At 56.8% G+C, this 14842-nt stretch carries 19 protein-coding genes; 13 read left to right on the top strand and 6 right to left on the bottom strand.

What is annotated here, in order from left to right; genetic code table 11:
• The first annotated feature begins 14 nt into the window (after window positions 1–14).
• Together SynNOUM97013_RS07500 and SynNOUM97013_RS07495 are read left to right on the top strand one after the other, a co-directional pair.
• A complete protein-coding gene (locus SynNOUM97013_RS07500) occupies window positions 15–1226 on the top strand; it encodes an FAD-dependent monooxygenase (RefSeq protein WP_370586473.1) in 1212 nt (403 codons plus the stop codon).
• A 19-nt stretch (window positions 1227–1245) separates the two neighbouring features.
• Complete coding sequence (locus SynNOUM97013_RS07495) at window positions 1246–1461, top strand: DUF2949 domain-containing protein (RefSeq protein WP_186479181.1); 216 nt, start codon at window positions 1246–1248, stop codon at window positions 1459–1461.
• A gap of 28 nt (window positions 1462–1489) precedes the next feature.
• Here SynNOUM97013_RS07495 and SynNOUM97013_RS07490 read toward each other — a convergent pair whose 3' ends face one another.
• Window positions 1490–2023 (bottom strand): adenine phosphoribosyltransferase, encoded by a 534-nt coding sequence (locus SynNOUM97013_RS07490; protein WP_255442643.1) that lies wholly within the window; start codon window positions 2021–2023, stop codon window positions 1490–1492.
• Between the two features lie 615 nt (window positions 2024–2638).
• Here SynNOUM97013_RS07490 and SynNOUM97013_RS07485 point away from each other — a divergent pair.
• Complete coding sequence (locus SynNOUM97013_RS07485; RefSeq protein ID WP_186479180.1) at window positions 2639–3109, top strand: hypothetical protein; 471 nt, start codon at window positions 2639–2641, stop codon at window positions 3107–3109.
• Between the two features lie 499 nt (window positions 3110–3608).
• Here SynNOUM97013_RS07485 and SynNOUM97013_RS07480 read toward each other — a convergent pair whose 3' ends face one another.
• Window positions 3609–4172, bottom strand: a complete 564-nt coding sequence (locus tag SynNOUM97013_RS07480; RefSeq protein ID WP_186479179.1) for a hypothetical protein — start codon at window positions 4170–4172, stop codon at window positions 3609–3611.
• A gap of 109 nt (window positions 4173–4281) precedes the next feature.
• Here SynNOUM97013_RS07480 and SynNOUM97013_RS07475 point away from each other — a divergent pair, with 109 nt between their 5' ends.
• The 3 genes from SynNOUM97013_RS07475 (at window position 4282) to SynNOUM97013_RS07465 (ending at window position 6020) form a co-directional block, all read left to right on the top strand.
• Window positions 4282–4839 carry a DUF3038 domain-containing protein gene (locus tag SynNOUM97013_RS07475; protein WP_186479178.1) on the top strand — a complete coding sequence of 186 codons (558 nt, stop codon included), beginning with the start codon at window positions 4282–4284 and terminating at the stop codon, window positions 4837–4839.
• A 13-nt stretch (window positions 4840–4852) separates the two neighbouring features.
• Entirely contained in the window at window positions 4853–5488 is a 636-nt protein-coding gene (locus tag SynNOUM97013_RS07470; protein ID WP_186479177.1) for a DUF4335 domain-containing protein, read from the top strand.
• A gap of 121 nt (window positions 5489–5609) precedes the next feature.
• Window positions 5610–6020 (top strand): hypothetical protein, encoded by a 411-nt coding sequence (locus SynNOUM97013_RS07465; RefSeq protein ID WP_186479176.1) that lies wholly within the window; start codon window positions 5610–5612, stop codon window positions 6018–6020.
• A gap of 4 nt (window positions 6021–6024) precedes the next feature.
• Here the strand turns inward: SynNOUM97013_RS07465 and SynNOUM97013_RS07460 are convergent, their stop codons facing one another.
• A complete protein-coding gene (locus SynNOUM97013_RS07460) occupies window positions 6025–6480 on the bottom strand; it encodes an EF-hand domain-containing protein (RefSeq protein ID WP_255442641.1) in 456 nt (151 codons plus the stop codon).
• A 241-nt stretch (window positions 6481–6721) separates the two neighbouring features.
• Here SynNOUM97013_RS07460 and SynNOUM97013_RS07455 point away from each other — a divergent pair, with 241 nt between their 5' ends.
• The 3 genes from SynNOUM97013_RS07455 to ppk2 all read left to right on the top strand — a co-directional run bounded on the left by SynNOUM97013_RS07455 (window position 6722) and on the right by ppk2 (window position 9822).
• Complete coding sequence (locus SynNOUM97013_RS07455) at window positions 6722–7432, top strand: response regulator (RefSeq protein WP_186481508.1); 711 nt, start codon at window positions 6722–6724, stop codon at window positions 7430–7432.
• Between the two features lie 23 nt (window positions 7433–7455).
• Complete coding sequence (locus SynNOUM97013_RS07450) at window positions 7456–8799, top strand: ATP-binding protein (protein ID WP_186479174.1); 1344 nt, start codon at window positions 7456–7458, stop codon at window positions 8797–8799.
• A 69-nt stretch (window positions 8800–8868) separates the two neighbouring features.
• Window positions 8869–9822, top strand: a complete 954-nt coding sequence (gene ppk2 / locus SynNOUM97013_RS07445; protein ID WP_186479173.1) for a polyphosphate kinase 2 — start codon at window positions 8869–8871, stop codon at window positions 9820–9822.
• A gap of 148 nt (window positions 9823–9970) precedes the next feature.
• On the opposite strand, the gene SynNOUM97013_RS07440 is transcribed toward ppk2, so the two are convergent.
• Window positions 9971–10216 (bottom strand): hypothetical protein, encoded by a 246-nt coding sequence (locus SynNOUM97013_RS07440; RefSeq protein WP_186479172.1) that lies wholly within the window; start codon window positions 10214–10216, stop codon window positions 9971–9973.
• A gap of 147 nt (window positions 10217–10363) precedes the next feature.
• Here SynNOUM97013_RS07440 and SynNOUM97013_RS07435 point away from each other — a divergent pair, with 147 nt between their 5' ends.
• The gene (locus SynNOUM97013_RS07435; protein WP_186479171.1) at window positions 10364–10603 is read left to right on the top strand and encodes a hypothetical protein; all 240 of its coding nucleotides are present in this window, start codon (window positions 10364–10366) and stop codon (window positions 10601–10603) included.
• A 26-nt stretch (window positions 10604–10629) separates the two neighbouring features.
• Here SynNOUM97013_RS07435 and SynNOUM97013_RS07430 read toward each other — a convergent pair whose 3' ends face one another.
• Complete coding sequence (locus SynNOUM97013_RS07430) at window positions 10630–11064, bottom strand: hypothetical protein (RefSeq protein WP_186479170.1); 435 nt, start codon at window positions 11062–11064, stop codon at window positions 10630–10632.
• A gap of 79 nt (window positions 11065–11143) precedes the next feature.
• On the opposite strand from SynNOUM97013_RS07430, the gene SynNOUM97013_RS07425 reads away from it, so the two are divergent.
• Window positions 11144–11458: a DUF3288 family protein gene (locus SynNOUM97013_RS07425; RefSeq protein ID WP_186479169.1), complete on the top strand. Its 315-nt coding sequence runs from the start codon at window positions 11144–11146 to the stop codon at window positions 11456–11458.
• Window positions 11459–11545: 87 nt separating this feature from the next.
• Here the strand turns inward: SynNOUM97013_RS07425 and rpe are convergent, their stop codons facing one another.
• The gene (gene rpe / locus SynNOUM97013_RS07420) at window positions 11546–12229 is read right to left on the bottom strand and encodes a ribulose-phosphate 3-epimerase (RefSeq protein WP_186479168.1); all 684 of its coding nucleotides are present in this window, start codon (window positions 12227–12229) and stop codon (window positions 11546–11548) included.
• Between the two features lie 150 nt (window positions 12230–12379).
• Between rpe and glpX the strand changes: the two genes are divergently transcribed.
• Both glpX and SynNOUM97013_RS07410 read left to right on the top strand, forming a co-directional pair.
• The gene (glpX, locus tag SynNOUM97013_RS07415) at window positions 12380–13384 is read left to right on the top strand and encodes a class II fructose-bisphosphatase (protein WP_186479167.1); all 1005 of its coding nucleotides are present in this window, start codon (window positions 12380–12382) and stop codon (window positions 13382–13384) included.
• Window positions 13385–13415: 31 nt separating this feature from the next.
• Window positions 13416–14729 carry a glutamyl-tRNA reductase gene (locus SynNOUM97013_RS07410; RefSeq protein ID WP_186479166.1) on the top strand — a complete coding sequence of 438 codons (1314 nt, stop codon included), beginning with the start codon at window positions 13416–13418 and terminating at the stop codon, window positions 14727–14729.
• Window positions 14730–14842 lie beyond the last annotated feature (113 nt).

The following is a 14842-nucleotide window of genomic DNA, read 5'->3' as shown; positions in this document are numbered from 1 at the left end:
ACGATTTGACTGCTGTGGTGACGACTGCTTCTCCAGCTCGAGATTCACTGGCCACCACAGGTCTGAGTCATTTCAGGGTTATTGGAGCTGGCCCTACCGGAGCACTACTGGCGCTGGGGCTGGCTCATCAAGGCCATTCCGTTGACTTAGTCGACTCACTTCCCCGCCAAGCGCTTCTTAATCGGAGTCGTGCCTACGCCATCACGCATTCCTCTCGGCGTTTGCTTCAACGGCTAGGACTTTGGTCCGATTTGACTGCAAATCTCACGCCGTTTTCAGCGCTGCGGCTCGATGACCGAGCCACCCATCAAACCTCCTGGTTCACTCTCGATGATCTGAGAGACGCCAACCGCAAGGCCGAAGCCATTGGTTGGATCCTGGACCATCGTCCTTTGATGCGCCTGCTGCTCGATCGTCTTGCGCAGTCCCCGCGGGTTGCGATGCGATTCGGCGTCGCCGACATTGAGCTGAGCCCTTCCTCTTTCTTAGTTCCTGAGGATTGGATGATTGCTGCTGATGGACCGCGCTCCTCCCTGCGTCAACGTTCAGGGGCTTTGCATTGGTCGCATCGCTATCAACAGGGATGTCTGACCGCCAAAGTTCGTCTCAGCGGTGCTGAACCGTTTACGGCCTATGAGCTGTTTCGTCCTGAAGGCCCGATGGCCGTGCTCCCCATTGGAGACGATCGTTATCAGGTCGTCTGGAGTGCGCCGTTCAGTCTGTGCCGCGACCGTGCAGGGTCCAAGAGCGATGAGCTCCTGACAGCCCTCACATCCCTTCTCCCGCAGGAACTGTCGGCTACGGAACTGCTGGACCAGCCTGGTGCATTCCCACTGGAGTTGAGCCTTGCACCACGACTGGATCGCCAACGCTTGCTGTTGGTAGGGGAATCAGGGCATCGCTGCCATCCGGTTGGTGGTCAGGGATTGAATCTTTGTTGGCGAGATGTCAGTGATCTGTTGGATTTGACCCAGCAGCTGCGCGATGGAGCTCTGAAGCCACGCGTACTGCCCCGTCGTTACACGCGCCGGCGGAGATGGGACCTCATCGGTGTCTTGCTTGCCACCGATCTGCTGATTCGTTTCTTCTCCAATCGTCACCCGCTGCTGCTGCCAATCCGTCGTGTGGCGTTGGTCGCGCTCGCCCACCTTGGTTGGGTTCGTCGTTTAAGCCTGTCCGCGATGACCGATGGTCCGGGCACACTGCTCACTTCACTGCCAGAGTGAGTTCAATCATTCTTTCGGCATGGTTATCAGCAGTGATCCACAACCTGCGGTATCCCGGGCGCTGATTGACTTTCTTCACCAGAAACTCGGGTTGAGTGACAACGCCATCAATCTGGGGCTTCGTCAGGCTGAACTCGAACAGGCGCCGTTGCCGGTGGTGCTCTGGAGTTTCGGTTTGCTCAACCTGACGCAATACCAAGACGTGCTCGACTGGCAGCTGCAACACCAGTCCTGAACACTTTCCCAGCTCGCTTCAGCGTGAATCAGCCGTAGGTGATCAACGCGTCCACTGCCACGCTTTCAGGCAGTCGCTTGCGACCTTCAAGGGCAGCCAGTTCTACGACAAAGGCACAACCGAGCAGTTCTCCACCGGCACGCTCAATTAGCTGAGCGCTGGCTTCTGCTGTTCCTCCGGTGGCGAGGAGATCATCTACCAGTAAAACTCTGGAGCCGTCGGCAAGTGCATCAGCATGGATTTCCAGCCGATCGGTGCCGTATTCGAGGGCATAGTCGATACCGACAACCTCACCAGGCAGCTTCCCAGGCTTGCGAATGGGGACGAAGCCGAGGTTGCGTCGCGTCGCAATGGCGGTGCCAACAATGAATCCCCGCGATTCAATGCCAACGATCAGATCGGGTTTGAGACGCTCACAGATCGCATCAAACTGACGCATCACCTCAGCCCAGCCCTCGGGAGCACGCAGCAGTGGCGTGATGTCGCGAAACAGGATTCCCGGCTTCGGAAAGTCGGGGACATCACGAATGAACTGACGAAGATCCACAGGGTGGTGACGCATAGGCCTCAACCCTGCCATCATCGCAGCCTTGGCTAACTGTCAAGTGCTGGTCAGGTTTTATTACGACGGTTGGTGGGGTTCTACGACGGTTTAACCACAGGTGACGCAGAAAAAAGCGCAACAGATGGGCAGAAATAGAGACCTGGACACGGCTCATCTGCACCTCCGATTGTTAAGCCGCTGCTCCCTGGCCTTGGTCGCCCCGTGCCTGCTGTCAGCACCTGATGCAGTACCAACGGAATCAGGGCGCATTACGACGGTGTCGTAGTGCTCTAGATGCTGTCTCTGATGATCAGCCAGTCATACCAGTTGATTTGACCCTTGATGCGGTCATTGTTGTGATGACCTGGTCCAGAACGTGCTTCCCTGGCCCTCCCCTGGTGGCCCTGAAGGGTGGACCTCCCCTGCCTCCTGATGGTGGTGAATGGGTAGGCGGCCCTAGCTGTGGTGAACCCTCACCAAACCAGATCAGGAAGATTAAGGAACTAGTGGGTGGGGAGAAAGAAAACCCTGTTTAATTTTTTATAGATAACACGCCTCCAATAGCGGATTTTGTGGACAACCTAAACTCAAGTTGATAGAATTAAATTCGTTACGTCAAAAGTAGAGACTGAAATGTTCAATTCATTTAATTCGACCAAAAAAATACTATTTACTGCGCTTTTCTTTGGAGCTATTGCCCTCTCAAATGCTACGCTTGGAGTTGTTCTCTGCGTTTTTGCTTTACCACTTCTAACTGCATTTTTATTTTCCCGAGAGTACAAAATTAAAGGAAGACTAGTCAGAACTCTCTTGTCGTTGATTGCTGGAATCATTGCGGTCTTGCCAGGCATAAGCCGTGAGGTGAATCAAGTTATTAATTCGTGCAATAGAGGCGATGTGGTGGCCTGCAGAGATGTTGCAGACAACTTTCCGTCTTCTTGGGATGAAATCACAAGCAAGGAAGGGTTGGCTTTGATAAATGACAAAAAACAAGAGATCGCAGCTGAAAAGGCTTTAGAAGAGGTCCAAAAAGTTGAAAAGCAAAGAGAAAGGGATGCAGCTAAAGCTGAAGAAGAACATGCAGAAGGGAAAGCTCAGGAATGATAAGGATTAATCCAAGCCAACTTGCGTTACGACACGACGCACCTAGTGATGCCTAAAATCTGAGACCCTTCTGTATGCCCCTGGAGCAAGCCTCTGGGGGTTTCTTGGTGTCATCAAAAGACGATGACTACAAAACTCTCAACTCCAACCTCTTCCCCTAGTGCAAACGATTCCTTGTGTGCGTGAGCAATACTTTCCATAAGTCATTTCGGTTTGCCCTGCACTGCACTTTAAACTCTCGTCAAAATTGACGTCACCAATAGCGAAACGCTTCGCAAGTTCAGAGCATTGAAGTAAGCGAGGAGCTGTTTTGGCAGGAGTTACAGGTATAAAAAATACCCCCGCGACTAGAGAAGAGGTAGCGATTGTGTTGAAGAGCCTCATTAGTTATGAGTGATTTGTGAGGCTCTCGCCCCATCAAAACACCATATCCTTTCCAGGCTCAAGTCCCATCACTCAATCAAATGAATAACTGAGAGTCCCCCCAATTTCTGATGGATCAAAGGCTCACTCCCCAGTTACAGCCAACCATCCGATCCGCTTCCTCTTCGCTCAACAGTGAGCACTTGTTGTTGATGGTGAGGCCAGACAAGCCAGCGTCTTGAAGCTCCTTGATCCATGCCCGGATCGTTTGAGGTGATGCTTCTTGAAGGGTGAACGGGACGCCACGTATGGCAATCCCGATGTTCCGGTGCCATGAGCTGCCGTAAGGCTTGCCTTCTTTTCGTTTCCTGACGTTGTCGGCCTCTCTTATGAGATCGATCCAAGCCAAGGTCTTGATCTCTTCCTGAGATTGAGCGACTTCAGACCATGTGGTCTCGATGGCAGGGGTGTGTTCGTCAATGGGGTGGTCACCTGCCGGAACCAAGACAGGCGTATCTGCTGTCCACCTCGGTCCTGTTTCTGCCTCTTGAAGCTCCCTGATGGCCTGTTCGGCTCTGGGTGCTGCCTTGATTGGATCTCTGGTCTCCAGACTCCTTACAACCCGTCTCCCGGCTTCGTGCAGCTGGACGAAGTAGATGCCATTCTTTCGTCGTTGGATTGGTTTCTTTGGACGGCCCATTGGCTTCTACAGAGGTATTGCGACGGTCTGAACTGCGAAGGGTTCTGCGAAATCGTTGCAGTAACTGGGCAGATCCCAGTCAGACACTGCTTTTATTGTCATTGGAGCCATGACTGAAGTCACTGCTCAGGCGGCCCCTGATCCGTCCTTGCCAGATGCCGTCCTTGGCCGCCGTGCGCTCGAGCGCCTGGATCTGTTGTTGCTCACCGTTGAGGCGCTCGATCTCAATGGTGGTGAGGCCATGCTGTGGGCAACACGCCAACTGGGCTTCGACTCGATTTTTCCCAATCGCGTTGAGCTCTGGAAACGTCGTTGCCACAACCCGCTGCGACGGTCCACCCGTCGGGGGCAGCTCAGCGCAGTGGAAACCGAGGCTTTGATCAGGATTCTCTGCGTCATGGCAGATCGGCTTTATCCGATGCTTCATCAGCTTCTGTCCAGTCGCGAGCCGGAACAGCTCACGCGTGAGCGCTGGACCCTGGTCGATCAGCGTCTGCGCGATTTGATCGAGGAACGCATGAACCCACGCCGTGGTGCGATTCAACGCTTGCTGGGCGTTGAGCCCGGAGACGCTATCCAGCGCCAACTGGTTCTCACCTTGGCTCTGGCGTCGGGTCCTGAAGGAGTCGATCGCCTGCGCGCCAGCCTGCTTGACCCCACCCCCTGAACGTTGAACGGTGATGCTGAAACAGTCCTACCGCTATGACCAAACCTCGACCCGCCTGGAGGTGGAGGGACTTCCTGACCTGTCTGCCGGTCAGGGTGATCAGGCCATCGGCATCCTGTCGTCTTGGCGGTTGATGATCGTCGGCGGAACAGAAGTCGAGGGTCGTCGCGAACATCTGGAGTCGCTGATGCGTGTGGTAATTCCTTACGTGCGTTTGCGGCTCTCAGGCGTCGTCCGGTCCATTGGAGAGGAGGGGGATCCCGTCAGAATCGTGGCGGATGGCATTCAGCATCGGTTGGATCTCACCAGCGGTCAGCCCGATGTTCCGCCCCTGTCCATTCGCCTGGATGATGCGGAACTCGCTGATCTGGTGCGCTGTCTTGATGCTCTACGACTGGACACCCGTGTCCGACTGGACTGGCCAGCGATTCAGCATGAACCACTGCATCGGCGCGATCTTGTCGAGCGCATCCCCCTGACCAAACGCCTGGCTGCTCCGCTTCTGGGTGGAGTGACGTTTGCGGCTCTTGGTCTTGTCGCATTGCTGCTCCCAGTTCCGCAGCTTGAGCCAAGTCGTCAGGAGACCGCAGAGCCATCGAGCACAGAGGCTCCGATCAGCGATCCTTCACAAGAGGACGCGAAGCGTTGACCTAACGCAAGGCATCACCAGAATGTCTCGATGCGCCTTGCCTCTTGATGCGTTCTCGCTGTAATTGCCCTAAGGAAGCATCTGCTCGGCCGTATTTGACCGTTGCTGGTCAGCAATGTCCATGAGCTCTCGGAACCTTCGTCCTCTGCGCCCGGTGTCGAAGACCCGTCGTGTGTTCACGAACCGTCAGCCTCGCCGTCAGCCATCGATCGGCAGGCAGTTCGGGGAAGCTGTTTTGTTGTTAGCCCTCGGGGCTGGAACCCTGGCATTCCTGAGCTGGTTGCCGCAAAAAAATGAGGGCCTGTTGGTGGTCAGTGAGGCCATCGCCGACCTGATCGCCGGCATTGGACAGCTGCTGGAAGGGCTGCTGGGTCTGACCGTCGTAATCGTGGTCGCACTTCTGTTGGTTGGCGCTCTGTTGGCCTTGGTTTCAGGAGTGATCCGCTTGTTTCGCTCGCTCAAACGCACCTTCGGCACGCGAGCCCCCAAGTCGGTTTCATCAACACCGCGCCGTCGGCGCAAGCGTCGCTAGGGCGTTACGGACGTGGCGCCAGAGAACGCTGCACGGTCCAGAGCTCAGCCAGTGTGAGCGCCCCATCACCATCGAGATCGAAACTGGTGAAGTTTCTGCTCAGCCAGGGCATGGCCTGACATTCATGGCGATCGATGCGCCCATCACCATTGCGGTCAGCCTGGTGAAAACGTTGTTGCAAGCGTGCACCGCTTGGATGGGTGCTTCTGGGTTTGAGATCTTCCAACAACAGAAAGCCGCGTGAATCGCGACGCTGCAGCCGTCGTTCGAGATAAGGCTGGCCCTGAACTTCACCGGATTCCAGTCGCCCATCACCGTTGACGTCGAGCCGGACGAACATCGCTTCCATCCGTTGCCCGTAGATCTGCACTGGCCGCGGATCCGCCAGAACAGCGGTCGATAACAACAACAGGCTCTCGATTCCGATGACGCCGATGGCGCTCCAGCTTGACCGGGACAAGGGCTTCAGCATTCCTTGAGCTTATGGAGGCTGGGCGTGAAGGACATGTCTGAGTCGTGACAGTCCTTCGATCAGCTGTGACAGGGTCCTTTCCTGCGAGACATCCAGTGGCGACATTCATACCATCGGATCAAGATCAAGATGGACCGAAAGCCATGGCTGTGTACGCGACGAACTGGGTGCTCGAATGATGACCTCCACCGCCAACTCATCAGCCAAGCCTGCGGCGAAGAAACCGTCGATGATCTGGGTCGTGGACGATGATCCCGATCTGCGCCAGATGGTCGGCACGTATTTAATTGATCAGGGGTATGACGTTCGCAGTCTCAGTGATGTGAAGCAGCTGGAGGCGCGCCTCGAGTTTCAGCGTCCTGATCTGATTGTGCTCGATCTGATGATGCCGGGAGATGACGGGCTCACCGCGCTGCGTCGTCTGCGGGATGCGGGGGATGATCTTCCCGTCGTGATGCTCACGGCCCGTGGTGATGGAGTGGATCGCATCATTGGTTTGGAACAGGGAGCGGATGATTACCTGGCTAAGCCCTTCCTTCCCCGTGAGCTGTCGGCCCGCATTGAAGCGGTGCTGAGGCGTCGCAGTGCGCTCCCCGCTGGGACGCCGTTGGCCGAGGGTGGTGATGTGGTGTTCGGTGAGAATGTGCTCGACCTTGCTGCACGGACGTTGATCCGCGAGGGACAGCCTGTGGTGATCACCAGCGGCGAATTCAGCTTGTTGGCCGCTTTTGTTCAACATCCGCATCGTCCGCTGTCCCGCGAACGGCTGATTGAGTTGGCCAGGGGGCCTGGCTGTGACACCGATAGCCGCAGCATGGACGTACAGGTGTCGCGGGTTCGCAAATTGGTGGAGCCTGACCCGACGCGGCCGCGCTATCTGCAGACAGTGTGGGGTTACGGGTATGTCTTTGTGCCTGATGGTCAACCGCGATCCCGCTGATCACTGATTTCCGTTCCTTGCTGATGCCATCTCTCCCCTGGCAGAAGCGCCTGCGTGCGCTGATTATCTGGGGTGGACTGGCAGTTGGCAGTTCAGCGTTCTGTCTGGTGATGCTGCAAGCCCTGTTTGGCCGGCAGCTGGAGCAATTGCAGACCATTCAGCTCGGCAGAGAACTGGCGTTGAACGTGCGCCTCACCGAACTGGCCTTGGAGCGCTACCCACCCCATTTGGTGGCCGAGCTGACAGGGCTTGATCTCGAGGTAGCGGTGCGACCGAAGCCTGCTTCACTGCCTCCATCGGCAGCTTTCAAACGTCAGGCGGATGCCCTGCAGCAACAGCTTTGTCAGCGGTTGTCGCATTGTCCGATGGTGCTACCGGATCGGGCGGCCAGGGGCGAAAGGCGGGTGTGGATCGAATTGATTTCCCCGCTGGAGCCGATTTGGTTGCGGGTGGATGTGCCGTCGATGATGCGTTGGCCGCCTGAACCGACACTGCTCGGACTGTCGCTGGTGGGCGCCGGGGTGATCTGCGGTGGCCTGTTCCTGCTCATCGAGGTGGAAGCGCCCCTGCGTGGTTTGGAAAAGGCACTGTCCAGAGTTGGTGAGGGCGAGGATCCTGATGCCGTACCTGCTCGCGGAGCTCCCGAAGTCCAGCGCCTCACCCAACGCTTCAATGCCATGGTGCAGAGGCTGGCGCAGAACCGCCGTGAGCGAGCCACGATGCTGGCCGGGATCGCCCACGATCTCCGCGCACCGATCACCAGGCTTCAGTTCCGGCTTTCCATGCCACAACTCTCAGCGGACGAACGCGAACGCTGCGCTGGTGACCTGCAATCGCTGGAGAGAATCACGGGTCAGTTTCTGCTGTTTGCCGGGGGAGGTGACAGCGAGACCTCCGTGGAGGTTCCCCTGGATCAGCTGCTGGCTGAAGTGGCCAGCAGCCATCCGGCGGATCAGTTGCAGTTGCAGTTGGCCTCGATTGGTCTCTCGGTGAAACCCGTTGCCCTCGGCCGCGCAGTCGCCAACTTGATTGACAACGCCTTCTCCTACGGCGCATCTCCGGTGATCCTCAAGTTGCATGCGATCGAGGATCGCTGCTGCATCGACGTCTGGGATCAGGGGGAAGGAATGCCGGTTCAGCAATGGACTGAGGCCCTGCAACCGTTTCATCGCTTGGATTCTTCCCGCGGCCAGCAAGGTCATTGCGGCCTTGGACTGGCGATCGTTGCCCACGTCGCCCGTTTGCATGGCGGCCAACTGGAGTGTTTGTACCCGGAACCTGGCGGTACGACTCCAGGCACATTTGCCATCCGCCTCAGCTTGCCTTTGCCGATGCGCCAGTCCGAGATCGGGTCGTCGCAAATCTGAGAAAAACCGGCGCACTCGGAGCCTTCACGCATCCAGGCCCTCCAATGGGGAAAGGAACAATCTGCGGTCATGGGGCAGAAGCACAAAGCCAAGGACAAGAAACACGGCAAATCCAGCAAGGAATCGGCTGTAGCGAAGGTTCCCGATCACGTTCTGGACAGCCTGGGTGGCAGTGAACGCGATATCGACCACCCTGCTGAGCTGTTGGATGACTTGATGGAAGGTGGTCAACCAAAACCCGAGCGGTTGAACAAGAAGCTCTACGAGTCGGAACTCGTTCGTCTTCAGACGGATCTGGTGAAGATGCAGTACTGGATCCGGGACACGGGTTACCGGATGATCGTGTTGTTTGAAGGGCGTGATGCCGCCGGAAAAGGGGGCACGATCAAACGGCTGACGGAACCACTCAATCCACGGGGTTGCCGCGTTGTTGCCCTCGGAACGCCGACGGAACGCCAGAAAAGTCAGTGGTATTTCCAGCGTTATGTGGAACATTTCCCTGCAGCAGGGGAGATCGTTGTCTTTGATCGCAGTTGGTACAACCGTGCCGGCGTGGAACGGGTGATGGGGTTCTGTACCCCGGAACAAGTCGAGCAGTTTCTGGAGGATGCGCCCAAGTTTGAACGCATGCTGGTCCGAAGCGGCATTCTGCTGTTGAAGTATTGGTTCTCGGTCAGTGACACCGAGCAGGAAGTTCGCTTCCAATCCCGGATCGACGATCCCACCCGTCGTTGGAAACTGAGCCCCATGGACCTTGAAGCGCGCAATCGCTGGGTGGATTTTTCAAGGGCGAAGGACGAGATGTTCAACCGCACCAACATTCCTGAAGCTCCCTGGTTCACTGTTGAAGCGGATGACAAACGACGAGCACGTCTTAACTGTCTTCGGCATGTGCTCGCCAAAGTGCCTTGGGAAGATATGACCCCACCTGCGATTGAACTGCCCCCACGCCCGAAGAAAGGTGATTACACCAGGCCACCCATTAATGAGCAGTTTTTCGTGCCCAATGCGTATCCTTATTGATCAAGAAACTGTCCTCGACCATGCAATGGTCGGACTAGTGATTTGAAGTTGATGTTGGTATGTGTGAAGTCGGGCTTTGAGTCTTGCACCCTTGTCTTCTGGCGCTTTCAAGGAACAAGGTATGGCTTGTTTTGGTTTGTATTGATGCTCAATCACGCATGCGCCGTGCATCAATAATGCGTGCCAATTCGAGCATGTAACCGGCTGTGCACCAGCGTCCGTGATTACGGGCTCGGTTCTCCAGATCGGATCGGATCTCAGCCGTTTCTGCCATCAGCAAGTCCAGCTCGGAGAGGCTGAGCTCATAGAGCTCCTGCAGTTCAACTTCCCGACCGAGAAGATGGCTGCGAAACCATTTTCTTGGTTCCTCTTGACCAGGTACATCTTTTCTCATGCTGGTGATGCGACGCCTGTCATGCCTCCAGTAGAGCGCAGCAGCTCCTGAGGCACATCGCGGCTGGTCACATCCTCGGTTCATTCGATTTCTGGCAATGCATCAATTGCAGCCACAGAGGACCGCGCTGTCTTTCACAGTGCGTCCATGAACCAACCCACAACGCAGCAACTCCTTGGTTTGCGCCTCGATGCTCTCGCTCGAGACCATCACGACTTGGCGGAGATGCGGGCCTGCATCCAGGGGACACCCGATTCACTGGTGAAGGAGCTGATGGACACGCATGGCTGGCCCGCCCACGAAGCCTTGGCCGCTGTGGAACAACTCCAGGCCAAAGCCTTGCATTCCACGTCTGAGCAGGTTGCTGCATCGTCCATTCCTGACTGACGTAACACCGTCTTCTTTCCGGGGAATCAGGAATTCCTCCAGATCGCTGAATCGGGATCCCACACAGGTTTGGCGTATGTCCCGCGTAGTTGTTGTTGCGGCCGTTCAATGTTCAGTGACTGATGGCAGGCTTTCGCCACCTGGATGGAGTCGCGATGAAACGTCGTCCAGGCAACCAGCTGATGGCCATCCCAGATGGGCGGTAGACCAGTCGATTCATACATCTTGTTGAACTGATCGAAATGCCTCTGCAGATCGTCTGGCTGAAGCTGATGCTCAGGTTGTGCCGTTTTCAATGACTGTTTGAACGGAGCTTGCTCCATGCACTGTTCGAATCGTGCGGTCAGCTGGGTTTGTCGACTCCAGGCTTGTTGCCCTGCAGCACCCGCCAAAAGCAGCACAATCAGCACGATGCCCGTTGCAATGACGAGATGACGTGGCTGACGGGAGGTGGGCGGCATATCCCGTGCTTGGCTGCTCGACACCGCCAGTGTGACGCTCTTCACCGTCGCGTTTCGTTGTCCTTGATGCCTGTTTCCGATGAGTGAAAACGCCGAACAGACCCATCCTCTCTATGCAGCGGATCGCGATCTTGTCGATGCTCTGCTGGGGCATCAGGGTGATCCTGGACCCGAGCAACTCACGGTCGCTGCTCGATTGGTGATGCGTTACGGCGACTTTCCTGGGGCTGAAGACATCAAAGCTGACATTCAGAAGGTGGTCTCCTCCTGGGGATTGGATGCGCAGGCTCTCAATCTCCGTTGCCGTGAGATCTGGGCCAGCGGATGGAAGCCTGGTCAACAGCTCGATGGTGACCTCGGTTCAGGTGCCGATGTGGCTGATCAGGACGGTTGACGCCAACGGACTTTTGTGAAGTCCTAGTCATTAAAAAAGGCTCTTCCGAGGAAGAGCCTTGCTGGGTTGTGGTCAGCGGACGATGGCTCAGACCAGTGCAGGCTCCGGGCACTTGCTGTCACGAATGCCCTGGATTGCGGCTGCGTAATCGGATTGGTTGAACACGCCGGAACCGCTCACAATCGCGTTGGCGCCAGCTTCGATCACCTTCCAGGCATTGCCGCCTTTGATGCCGCCATCCACTTCAATCCAGGGATCGAGACCACGCTCGTCGCACATGCGGCGCAGATCACGAATCTTCTGAACCTGGTTCTCAATGAAGCTCTGCCCGCCGAAGCCTGGGTTGACGCTCATGATCAGCACCAGATCGCACAGCTCAAGGCAGTACTCGAGGGTGTCCAGAGGCGTGCCGGGATTCAGTACTGCACCAGCCATTTTGCCGAGATCCTTGATCTGGGCCAGGTTGCGGTGCAGATGAGGGCAGGCCTCAACCTGAACAGAAATGATGTCGGCGCCGGCTTTGGCGAAATCAGGGACGTACTTCTCCGGCTCAACGATCATCAGGTGAACGTCCAGAGGCTTCTGGGTCACCGGACGCAGCGCATCAACAATCAGCGGTCCAATGGTGATGTTTGGAACAAAGCGGCCGTCCATCACGTCCACATGGATCCAATCTGCACCGGCTTCGTCCACGGCTTTCACTTCTTCTCCGAGGCGTGAGAAGTCAGCCGACAGGATCGAAGGCGAGATCACCAGGGGCTTGGTGCTCATGGATGAGATGCGCGGTTTGCGGGGAGATTTTAGGGACTCCTGCAACCACTGATACAGTGAGCCGCGCTCATACGTCGAGATCCACTGCGGCGACGGCCAACTGCCCGTCCAGGAGATCTCGCCAACCCATCCCACCTCATCCGGAGTCCCGTGGATCAGACCCTCATTCAGGAAATTCTCGAGATCGTCGAGCAGGCCGCCATCGCTTCCGCCTCGCTCTCCGGCAAAGGTCTGAAGGATGAAGCAGATGCATTGGCAGTCGATGCCATGCGCAAGCGCATGAACCAGATCCAGATGCAGGGGCGCATCGTGATTGGTGAGGGGGAACGTGATGAAGCCCCGATGCTTTACATCGGAGAAGAGGTCGGCACCGGAACTGGCCCTGGCGTGGATTTCGCTGTTGATCCCTGCGAAGGCACCAATCTTTGCGCCTTCAACCAGCGCGGCTCCATGGCTGTTCTCGCCGCTTCCGATCGTGGCGGTCTGTTCAACGCTCCGGACTTCTACATGAAGAAGCTGGCTGCTCCTCCGGCTGCCAAGGGCAAGGTGGACATCCGCAAATCGGCTACTGAAAACATCAAGATCCTCAGCGAGTGTCTGGGTCTCCCCGTCGACGAGCTGAACATCGTGGTGATGGATCGTGCCCGTCACAAGGATCTGATCGCTGAAATCCGTGCAACCGGAGCTCGCATTCAGCCCATCTCCGACGGCGACGTTCAGGCAGCCATCGCGTGTGGTTTCGCAGGCACCGGCACCCACTGCCTGATGGGCATTGGTGCAGCCCCTGAAGGTGTGATTTCCGCCGCTGCCATGCGCGCTCTGGGTGGTCACTTCCAGGGTCAACTGGTTTACGACCCTGCGATTGCTCAGACCTCTGAATGGGCTGACATGACCAAAGAGGGCAACCTGGAGCGTCTCTCTGAGATGGGCATCAGCGATCCCGACAAGGTCTATGAAGCAGAGGAGCTGGCCTGCGGCGAGCATGTTTGTTTCGCTGGCAGCGGCATCACGGATGGTCTGCTCTTCAACGGCGTTAAGTTCGAAAAGGACTGCACCCGCACAAGCAGCCTGGTGATCAGCAACCTGGACAACACTTGTCGATTCACCAACACCGTGCACATCAAAGACGGCGCCCAGAGCATCGCTCTGAGCTGACCTTTCCTGTTCAACTACCAGGGATTCCTCTATGCATATCGCCGTTGTCGGCCTCAGTCATCGAACGGCACCGGTCGAAGTGCGCGAGAAGCTCAGCATTCCTGAGCAGACCATGGAGGAATCCCTGCATAATTTGCGGGGGCATGACCAGGTGCTGGAGGCATCAATCCTCAGCACCTGCAACCGACTTGAGATTTACACCCTTGTTCGCAACCCCGAACTCGGCATTTCAGCGGTCAGAGAGTTCTTGAGTGGCCATTCCGGTTTGGAGACCGGAGATCTCAAACCTCATCTGTTCGCTTACCACCATGAAGACGCGGTCGCTCACCTGCTCAGGGTGGCTGCCGGTCTTGACAGCCTTGTTCTTGGCGAGGGGCAGATCCTTTCCCAGGTCAAGAAAATGATGCGCTTGGGTCAGGAGCACAAGTCGCTCGGGCCCATCCTCAATCGCCTGCTGACGCAGGCGGTCAGCACCGGCAAGCGCGTTCGCAGTGAAACCAACCTCGGTACCGGTGCGGTGTCGATCAGTTCAGCGGCCGTTGAGCTGGCCCAGCTGAAACTCGGTCAGAGCCGAGGTGTTGATGATCTCGTCACCCTCGAAGATGAGCAGGTGGCAGTGGTCGGTGCAGGCCGGATGAGTCGCCTGCTCCTGCAACACCTGAAGGCCAAAGGCGCGTCAGGTGTTGTGGTTCTGAACCGAACCGTGTCTCGCGCTGAAGCCCTTGCAGCGGATTTCCCCGATCTCCCTGTGCAGTGTCGTCCTCTTGAGGATTTGGATCACTGTCTGAGCACCTGTTCGCTGGTCTTCACCAGCACGGCTGCTGATGACCCGATCATCGACGCTGCCCGCCTGCAACGTCTGAACCGCCGCAGTTCCCTGCGTCTGATTGATATTGGCGTTCCCCGCAACATCGCCGCGGATGTGGAGGGAATCACCGGTGTCGAGTCCTTCGACGTTGACGACCTCAAGGAGGTTGTCGAGCGCAACCAGGAAGCTCGTCAGCAGGTCGCGCGTGAAGCACAAGGGCTTTTGGATCAGGAAAGCCGGTTGTTCCTTGAATGGTGGGACAGCCTCGAAGCGGTACCCACCATCAACAGGCTGCGCTCGTCACTGGAGTCGATCCGCGCTGAAGAGTTGCAGAAGGCGCTGAGTCGCATGGGCCCCGATTTCTCGGCTCGTGAGCGCAAGGTTGTTGAAGCCCTGAGCAAAGGAATCATCAACAAAGTTCTGCACACCCCGGTAACGGCGTTGCGTGCGCCTCAGCAACGCAGTGAACGTCAGAATTCGCTGTTGGTTGTGGAGCGCCTTTTCGATCTCGCACAGGACGATGATCAAGATCGCTGATGCTTCACAAGGCATCTCTGACGCTTGTCTAAAACTGATTCCCAGCAGTCTTGATTGATCTGGTCCAAGGGTGTGCTGAGATCAGGAAAAGTCCGGTAGGTTTGCCCCGCAAA

The organism is Synechococcus sp. NOUM97013 (assembly GCF_014279815.1).
In the GTDB taxonomy this organism is placed as follows: Bacteria; Cyanobacteriota; Cyanobacteriia; order PCC-6307; family Cyanobiaceae; genus Synechococcus_C.
The sequence above is the reverse complement of the archived record's forward strand: the minus strand, read 5'-3'. Positions and strand labels throughout refer to the sequence as shown.

Bases quoted from the DNA above. Each gene is read 5' to 3' on its own strand.
- SynNOUM97013_RS07495 (WP_186479181.1), top strand. From the start codon at position 1,246: ATGGTTATCAGCAGTGATCCACAACCTGCGGTATCCCGGGCGCTGATT.
- SynNOUM97013_RS07490 (WP_255442643.1), bottom strand. From the start codon at position 2,023: ATGCGTCACCACCCTGTGGATCTTCGTCAGTTCATTCGTGATGTCCCC.
- SynNOUM97013_RS07485 (WP_186479180.1), top strand. From the start codon at position 2,639: ATGTTCAATTCATTTAATTCGACCAAAAAAATACTATTTACTGCGCTT.
- SynNOUM97013_RS07480 (WP_186479179.1), bottom strand. From the start codon at position 4,172: ATGGGCCGTCCAAAGAAACCAATCCAACGACGAAAGAATGGCATCTAC.
- SynNOUM97013_RS07475 (WP_186479178.1), top strand. From the start codon at position 4,282: ATGACTGAAGTCACTGCTCAGGCGGCCCCTGATCCGTCCTTGCCAGAT.
- SynNOUM97013_RS07470 (WP_186479177.1), top strand. From the start codon at position 4,853: ATGCTGAAACAGTCCTACCGCTATGACCAAACCTCGACCCGCCTGGAG.
- SynNOUM97013_RS07465 (WP_186479176.1), top strand. From the start codon at position 5,610: ATGAGCTCTCGGAACCTTCGTCCTCTGCGCCCGGTGTCGAAGACCCGT.
- SynNOUM97013_RS07455 (WP_186481508.1), top strand. From the start codon at position 6,722: ATGATCTGGGTCGTGGACGATGATCCCGATCTGCGCCAGATGGTCGGC.
- SynNOUM97013_RS07450 (WP_186479174.1), top strand. From the start codon at position 7,456: ATGCCATCTCTCCCCTGGCAGAAGCGCCTGCGTGCGCTGATTATCTGG.
- ppk2 (WP_186479173.1), top strand. From the start codon at position 8,869: ATGGGGCAGAAGCACAAAGCCAAGGACAAGAAACACGGCAAATCCAGC.
- SynNOUM97013_RS07440 (WP_186479172.1), bottom strand. From the start codon at position 10,216: ATGAGAAAAGATGTACCTGGTCAAGAGGAACCAAGAAAATGGTTTCGC.
- SynNOUM97013_RS07435 (WP_186479171.1), top strand. From the start codon at position 10,364: ATGAACCAACCCACAACGCAGCAACTCCTTGGTTTGCGCCTCGATGCT.
- SynNOUM97013_RS07430 (WP_186479170.1), bottom strand. From the start codon at position 11,064: ATGCCGCCCACCTCCCGTCAGCCACGTCATCTCGTCATTGCAACGGGC.
- SynNOUM97013_RS07425 (WP_186479169.1), top strand. From the start codon at position 11,144: ATGAGTGAAAACGCCGAACAGACCCATCCTCTCTATGCAGCGGATCGC.
- rpe (WP_186479168.1), bottom strand. From the start codon at position 12,229: ATGAGCACCAAGCCCCTGGTGATCTCGCCTTCGATCCTGTCGGCTGAC.
- SynNOUM97013_RS07410 (WP_186479166.1), top strand. From the start codon at position 13,416: ATGCATATCGCCGTTGTCGGCCTCAGTCATCGAACGGCACCGGTCGAA.